The 6,859-nt window shown below is 70.2% G+C and carries 7 protein-coding genes; 2 read left to right on the top strand and 5 right to left on the bottom strand.

The window, feature by feature from the left end; all coding sequences use genetic code 11:
- Window positions 1–20: 20 nt before the first annotated feature.
- Window positions 21–1,589, bottom strand: a complete 1,569-nt coding sequence (locus ACZ6TB_RS13890) for a phospholipase D family protein (RefSeq protein ID WP_465554148.1) — start codon at window positions 1,587–1,589, stop codon at window positions 21–23.
- A gap of 98 nt (window positions 1,590–1,687) precedes the next feature.
- Here ACZ6TB_RS13890 and ACZ6TB_RS13895 point away from each other — a divergent pair, with 98 nt between their 5' ends.
- On the top strand, window positions 1,688–1,813 hold the full coding sequence (locus ACZ6TB_RS13895; RefSeq protein WP_465554150.1) for a hypothetical protein: 126 nt from the start codon (window positions 1,688–1,690) through the stop codon (window positions 1,811–1,813).
- A 6-nt stretch (window positions 1,814–1,819) separates the two neighbouring features.
- Here the strand turns inward: ACZ6TB_RS13895 and ACZ6TB_RS13900 are convergent, their stop codons facing one another.
- Genes ACZ6TB_RS13900 through ACZ6TB_RS13910 form a run of 3 tightly spaced genes read right to left on the bottom strand, consistent with a single transcriptional unit; the run spans window position 1,820 to window position 4,905 of the window.
- Window positions 1,820–2,476 (bottom strand): class I SAM-dependent methyltransferase, encoded by a 657-nt coding sequence (locus ACZ6TB_RS13900; RefSeq protein WP_465554152.1) that lies wholly within the window; start codon window positions 2,474–2,476, stop codon window positions 1,820–1,822.
- 29 nt (window positions 2,477–2,505) lie between these two features.
- A complete protein-coding gene (locus ACZ6TB_RS13905; RefSeq protein ID WP_465554154.1) occupies window positions 2,506–3,702 on the bottom strand; it encodes an NAD-dependent epimerase/dehydratase family protein in 1,197 nt (398 codons plus the stop codon).
- Window positions 3,703–3,708: 6 nt separating this feature from the next.
- Complete coding sequence (locus ACZ6TB_RS13910; RefSeq protein WP_465554156.1) at window positions 3,709–4,905, bottom strand: aminopeptidase; 1,197 nt, start codon at window positions 4,903–4,905, stop codon at window positions 3,709–3,711.
- A gap of 232 nt (window positions 4,906–5,137) precedes the next feature.
- Between ACZ6TB_RS13910 and ACZ6TB_RS13915 the strand changes: the two genes are divergently transcribed.
- Entirely contained in the window at window positions 5,138–5,890 is a 753-nt protein-coding gene (locus tag ACZ6TB_RS13915) for an alpha/beta fold hydrolase (RefSeq protein ID WP_465554158.1), read from the top strand.
- Here ACZ6TB_RS13915 and ACZ6TB_RS13920 read toward each other — a convergent pair.
- Complete coding sequence (locus tag ACZ6TB_RS13920; protein WP_465554160.1) at window positions 5,853–6,653, bottom strand: polysaccharide deacetylase family protein; 801 nt, start codon at window positions 6,651–6,653, stop codon at window positions 5,853–5,855. The genes ACZ6TB_RS13915 and ACZ6TB_RS13920 overlap by 38 nt on opposite strands.
- Between the last annotated feature and the right edge of the window lie 206 nt (window positions 6,654–6,859).

Genomic DNA, 6,859 nt, shown 5'->3' on the forward strand with positions numbered 1-6,859 from the left:
TTGCGCAACCCCAGGGCCGGCTAGAAGGTCTTCTTTCGCCGGGCCCGGAGGGGACGCCCATCCGGGTCGTACATGAGGCGATATACCGGAAGTGCCCACAGGCGGCGGTGCCACGGCATGCGGGACGTCGAGTGCGGGAAGATGCGGCCGGGTGGGCGGTCGCCGTCGCGGCCCGCCTCGCGCCAGGCCTGGAGGCGGTCGGCGACCGCGGACATCTCGCGAACGACGGATTCCGGGTCCAGCAGCAGCGAGTCGTCCTTCGCGTCGAGGTGCTCGCGCATCAGGGCCAGGCGAAGATCCCGGGCAAAGCGCCGCGCATGGTCGCCGGTGCCGGCCGGGTCGAGCGGGGCGCGGTCGTCCTCGGTCGCATCGAGGATCGCGCAGGACAGCTCGCTGTCGTGGGTCCAGGAGCGGCGGTTGAAGTTGTCGCTGCCCACGCTGCACCAGACGTCGTCGATCACGCAGACCTTGGCGTGCACGTAGACCGGCGTGCCGGCGTGGTTCTCCAGGTCGAAGATGTGCACGCGGTCGCTCGCGGCCGACTTGCAGAGGTCGATCGCCTGCTCGCGGCCGATCTCGTTGGGCGGCAGCGCGAAACGGCCGTCGACGTCGGGGTGGCGGGGGACGACGGCGATCAGGTGCAGCTCCGGGTTGGCGCGGAGCGCTTCGGCGAACAGCTCGGCGACCTCGGTCGACCACAGGTACTGGTCCTCGAGGTAGATCAGCCGGCGGGCGTTGCGAATGGCCTTGGTGTAGCCGCGCGCGACCGTCCGCTCGCCCTGCGGGGCAAACGAATACGCCGGGCGCATCGCCGGATATGTCCGCAAAACCTGGATGGTGAGCTTCCCGCACTCGGGCGGGTCCGGCGGCTTCTCCGGCAGCCCGTCGGCATGCTGGTCGGCGTGCTTGAGCCGGTCGACCAGCGTCGCGATCGGACCGTGCTGGTCGAGCGGCGCCGGATCGTTCCAGCGCTCCCGGAAACAAAGATCAAGAGCGCCGACCACCGGACCACGCAGGGCCAGCTGCACATCGTGCCAGGGCGGATTCTTCCCGTACGCGGCGGCCATCGGCAGTGCTTGAGGATCACCTCGGTGGTCGGCGTCGTCACGGCGGCTGTGGCACAGGTCGATGCCGCCCGCGAACGCGACGTCGAGCTCGGGACGGCCCGGGTGCCGGAGGATCACCAGCTTCTGGTGGTGGGAGCCGCCGCGGCGTACGCGCTGATCCAGAAGGACCTCGCCGCCCGCCTCGCGGATCTCGTCGCCCAGATTGCGGTTCTCCTCCTCGCTGTAGGAGAGCTTGTCCCAATGGGACCGCCACAGCAGGCCCTTGACGATCACGCCGCGCTTGGCCGCCGCCGCGAAGAGCTGGGCGATCGTCGGACCGTCGTCGCGGACACGCTCGTCGGGGTCGCCGCGCCAGTCGGTGAAGAACAGATGGTCACCCGCACGGAGGCTGTCCACCTCGGTCGCTAAGCGGTCAAAATACGTTATTCCGTGAATAAGTGGTTCGGCCGTGTTTCCCGCACACCACGTGGGTATGGAGGAGCTCGGGTTACCACGCTCCCGCGTACTGAGGAACCAATCCACCGCAGCCCATCCGAGGTCGACGAAGCCCTCACGTTATGCCCCTTGACGGGTGCCCGCACGCTGAAGGCACCCAGTGATACCCCCGGAGGGATCAGCCCATGAGCAGCGAGCCGCTCACCACGACCCCCGACGCCGTCACCGCCGACTCCGCCGAAAAGGGCCTGCTCATCGCGGTCCTGCTGCTCGTCCTCCTGGGGGCGGCCGGCATGCTCTTCATGATCTGAGCGCTTTCACGGCTTGATCGCGCGCACCGAGAACGTCGTCGGGACCGGCTCGCCACCCTCGGCGAAACGATCGAGGACCAGCCCGGCGTCCAGGAATGACCGCAGCAGGGCGGGCAGCGGGAAATGGGTGGCGCCGACCCGATTTCGTACGCCCTCCGTGGTCCATGAATTCTTGGTCCAGTGCCCGTCCAGGTAGCCGGGCCCGATGATCACCGCCGACGGGTCGGTGCGGTCGGCGAAACCCCCACAGAATGCCGGATGCACCCCGACGTGGACGAACGCGCCGCCCGGGCGCAGGATCCGGGCGGCCTCGCGCACCACGTCCGGGTAGGCGGGCATGTCGGTATGCACCATGATCGAGACCACGGCGTCCAGCGCAGCGTCCGGGACCGGCAGGCGGGTGGCGTCACCCTGCGCGATGGGCAGGCGACCTTTGGCGTACGCGAGCATGCGCCCCGAAAGATCGAGGCCCAGTGGTGTCCACCTGAGCTCACGCAGTTGCGCCGCGTGCACACCGGTGCCGCACCCGACCTCGAGAACGGCGCCCCGCCCGGCGCCCAGCAACGTGGCGATCGACTTCCGAATCCCGATCGGATCCCCCGGCGTGCTGCGAGGCAGAAAGTCGGTCTCGTACCACTCGGCAATCTCGTCGTAAACCGCCATCCCGTCATGGTGCCCGGCGGCTCCCGCTTCTACCGCCCGGTCCCGTGAGCTGTGAGCGAACGCAGCACATCCCGCGCCGTGGTCACCAGGGGAGTGAGCGGCCCCATCTCGACCGCCGGCGTGCGATGAAGGGTGGGCCAGAGCTCCCGAGGCCGAGCCAGCGGCACGGCAGGTCGGGCCCGCGCGTCCCACGCCGCGCCCGCGCTTGCGCTTGCCGTGCTTGCGCTTGCCGTGCTTGCGCTTGCCGTGCTTGCGCTTGCCGTGCTTGCGCTTGCGCCTGCCGTGCTTGCGCTTGCGCCTGCCGTGCTTGCGCCTGCCGTGCTTGCGCTTGCGCCTGCCGTGCTTGCGCCTGCCGTGCTTGCGCTTGCGCCTGCCGTGCTTGCGCTTGCGCCTGCCGTGCTTGCGCTTGCGCCTGCCGTGCTTGCGCTTGCCGTGCTTGCGCTTGCGCTTGCCGTGCCCGCGCTCGCCGTGCCGTCGCCCGCATTACGCGCGCCGGTCACTCTCTCGCCGCTTTTATCCGGATTTATCGCGATGATGTCCACGATGGTCTCAGCGGCCTCGGCGCACGCCTTAATCAGGCCAGTGAAGTCGGTCTGCGCACCCGCCGCGGTGAAGGCCCCACCCTGGTCATTCATCAGCAAATTTACAATTAATCGGGACAAGTCGCGGGAATCGACCAGCTGGATGGGCTGATGCGGATCGGCGGCCAGCTCCACGACCCCGCCCCGAGCCGCCGCCAACACCCAATGGTTGAGCCCGGGCTGCGTGTCATACGGCCCCGCCACCTTGCACGGCCGCACGATCGTGGCGCGTGCACCGTACCGGGCCATGACGTCCTGCTCGCAGGCCACCTTGGACGGACCGTACGTCTCGTTCGTCAGCGGCCACACCGCGTCCCGCATCGGCGGCCGCAACCCCGGCCCCGCCCCGTCGAACACCGCGTGACTGGAGACGAACAGATAACGCCCGACGCGGTCGCCGAGTACCTGCATGGCCCGGGCGACGTCCCGCGTCACGTACGACGTCACGTCGACGACCGCGTCCCAGGAACCGGTCCTCAGGGCGGCCCAGTCGCCCGCGTACCGGTCGCCGATGCGTTTTTCGACGCCGGGGAAGAGATCGTTCCGCCCGCGGTTGAAGAGCACCGGCTCATGGCCGTCCTCCAGCAGGCGCTCGACCGTCGCCCGCCCCACGAATCCGGTGCCGCCGAGCACCAGCACGCGCATCCCGGGTCAGAGCACCCACTCATCGTCGCGGATGATCTCGACGGTGCCCTTGGGGCCGGTGCCGGTGACCGTGATGCCGTCGCCGCCGACCACCACGTCGGTGTGTACGCCCGACATGTTCAGCCCGAGGTCGGCGCGCTCCTGCTCGCTGAGCGCCATGCCGCCCTCGACCGCGAACGGGAAGCTCTGGCCCCACGCCACGTGGCAGCCGGCGTTCTCGTCGAAGAGCGTGTTGTGGAAGACGATGCCCGCCTTCGCGATCCGGCTGTCCTTGTCGACCAGGGACACCTCGCCGAGCCGGGCCGCGCCCTCGTCGGTGCGGACCTGGGCACGGACCACGTCCTCGCCCTCGTCGGCCCGGACGTCGGTGATCTTGCCGTCGGCGAAGGTCACGCGCAGCCCGGTGACGAGCTGGCCGAGGATCACCATGGGCCGGGTCACCCGGATCACGCCCTCGGCCCGCCGCCGGTCGGGGCTGGTGAACACCTCTTCGGTCGGGATGTTCGGCATGTAGGCGATGCCGTCCGCGTCGATCATGCCGCCGCCGGTCCAGCGGGCGTTCGCCGGCAGGCCCACGGTCAGGTCGGTGCCCTCGCCCACGTAGCGGACCTCGGTCAGCTCGAGCTGGTCGAGCTCGCGGGCCCGGGCGCCGAGCGTCGCCGATCGCCGCTGCCACTCGGCGGCCGGGTCGGCGGCGTCGAGACGCATCGCCGTGCCGACCGCGGACCACAGCCGGTCCATGTCGGGCTCGCCGAAGATCTGCGTGGCCCAGCCCGGGTTCGGCGCGGCCACCACGCTCCAGCGCATGCGCCCGAACAGCGCGCGGCGCCGGGCCTGCATCTCGCCGATGCGGCGGGCCGCGACCTTGGCCGGGTCGGCGCCGTCGAACAGATGCGGGTTCGCGTCGCCGACCAGCGCGATCGACGCCACGCCGGCCTCGGCCCACTCCTCGATGCGGGCGAGCGCCCACGGCCGGCTGCGGCTGAGATCTTCGACGCTCGCGTGGTCGACGGCCGAGCGCATCATCGGGCCGTCGGTCCAGTTCGCCTCGACCCAGGCCGCGCCCGCGGCGTAAGCAGACTCGACGACCGCCCGGGCGATCTCGATGTGTGCCGTGTCGGTGTCGACCACGACCCCCTGCCCCGGCTGCACGTTGACCCCGGCCCGAACCACTAGGTCGGCGAAGCGCTCGATCTGTCCCATGCCGGACAGCCTAGAGGAGACGCCCACCCCGGCGATGCCCCGCGCGCATAGGTGAGCAGAGCTGCGGGTCGGCCGCGCGCATAGGTGAGCAGAGCTGCGGGTCGGTGGCGCGCATGGGTGAGCAGAGCTGCGGGTCGGTGGCGCGCGTATGTGTAAGCAGAGCTGCGGGAGGCTCGGTGCGGAAGGGGAAAATAGGTGCGATCGGGGACGATGGCGCGTACCTTCACCGGCGATGACTCTTGTTCACGATGTCGCGGGTGACGGCCCGCTGGTCGTTCTGGTGCACGCGTTCGTCTGCGATCGGCGCATGTGGGATCCGCTGGTTCCGGCCCTGGTCGGTGCGGGCTATCGGGTGCTGCGCTGTGACGTGCGCGGGTTCGGCGACTCGCCGATGGCCGAGGCGCCCTACAACGACGCCGACGATGTGGTCTCGCTGGTCGGGGACGAGCGGTTCGCGCTCGTCGCCGCGTCGGGCGGGGGTGAGGTCGCGCAGGAGATCGCGGCCCGGTGGCCGGGCCGGGTGACGGCCCTCGCGCTGCTCTGCAGCGCGACCCGCGACCATGAGCCGAGCAAGGAGCTGCGGGCCTTCTGGCGGCGGGAGAAGGACCTCATGGAGGCCGGCGACCTCGACGGGATGACCGAGCTCAACGTCGAGATGTGGCTGGGGCCGGAGGCGGACGAGCAAACCATGGCGGCCGTACGCACGATGCAGCGCCGTGCCTTCGAGGTGCAGATGGCGGTGGCCGACGAGCCCGAGCCGATCCAGTACGAGTACGAGCTCGAGTCGATCACCGCGCCGGCGTTGGTGATCAGCGGTGGCCACGATCTCCACGACTTCCGCGAGATGGCCGACGAGGTCGCGAAACGAGTCGGCGACGCCGATCGCAAGCACCTGCTCTGGGCCGGGCATCTGCCGTCGATGGAACGGCCCGACCGGACGAACGCGCTCATCCTCGATTTCCTGGAGCGGTCTGCGCCGCGATGAGCCCCGACACCGTGGCGAATCCGTAGCCGCGCTCCTTCAGCCCGGAGATGATGCCGGGCAGCGCGTCGAGCGCGACCAGGCGGCGCGGGTCGCCGACATCGTGCGAAAGAACGATCGATCCCGGCCGTACGGAATCGGCAATGTCCTTCGCCTGTCCCGCCGGATCGCGGCGGAAGCGCCGCTCGTGCATCTGCCGGTCCCAGAGCACCAGGTCGTAGCCGAGCGAGTCGGCCGCAAGCACGGTCGACCCGCCGAGATGGCCGTAGGGCGGGCGCATCAGCGTCGGCGTACGCCCGAGCTCGCCCTGGATCATCTGGTGCGTCCGCCACAGGTCGTCCCGCACCGCCCCGAGATCCATGGTCGCGAGATCGTGATGGGCCCACGAATGGTTGCCCACCTCATGCCCGTCCAGCCGGTCCCGCACCAGGTCGGCGTGCGCCCGCACGTTCTGCCCGACCATGAAGAACGTCGCCGGGACGCCGGCCTCCTCGAGCACGTCGAGGAAGCGCGGTGTCCAGTTCGGACCGGGCCCGTCGTCGAAGGTCAGCGCCACGAGCGGCGTCGAGGTCGGCACGAAGTACCGGATCGTGACCGACGATCGCGCGATCGCCGACTGCGTGTCGGCCGCCGACGCGTAGCCCCCGCTCAGCGGCGGATGGTGCGGAATCTCGGACGCGCCGAGCACCCCACCCACCGCGCCGGCGACGGCGAGTCCCGCCCCGCGCAGCAACGCACGTCGATTGAGCCTTACCCCCGTGATCATCCGCTCAGGGTGATCTACCCGCGCCACCCCGGGTATCCGGCCGCGGAGGGAGATCGACGAGACGCGGGCTCGGCCAAAAGACCGAGGGCCCGCGCCCGGCCGAAAGATTGCGCCCGGCCGAAAGATTGCGCCCGGCCGAAAGATTGCGCCCGGCCGAAAGATTGCGCCCGGCCGAAAGATTGCGCCCGGCCGAAAGATTGCGCCCG

The sequence above is a fragment of the Actinoplanes sp. NPDC051537 genome (genome assembly GCF_055586105.1).

Coding starts and splice junctions, on each gene's coding strand:
- ACZ6TB_RS13920 (WP_465554160.1), bottom strand. CDS start 6,653: ATGATCACGGGGGTAAGGCTCAATCGACGTGCGTTGCTGCGCGGGGCG.
- ACZ6TB_RS13900 (WP_465554152.1), bottom strand. CDS start 2,476: ATGGCGGTTTACGACGAGATTGCCGAGTGGTACGAGACCGACTTTCTG.
- ACZ6TB_RS13915 (WP_465554158.1), top strand. CDS start 5,138: ATGACTCTTGTTCACGATGTCGCGGGTGACGGCCCGCTGGTCGTTCTG.
- ACZ6TB_RS13905 (WP_465554154.1), bottom strand. CDS start 3,702: ATGCGCGTGCTGGTGCTCGGCGGCACCGGATTCGTGGGGCGGGCGACG.
- ACZ6TB_RS13895 (WP_465554150.1), top strand. CDS start 1,688: ATGAGCAGCGAGCCGCTCACCACGACCCCCGACGCCGTCACCGCCGAC.
- ACZ6TB_RS13910 (WP_465554156.1), bottom strand. CDS start 4,905: ATGGGACAGATCGAGCGCTTCGCCGACCTAGTGGTTCGGGCCGGGGTC.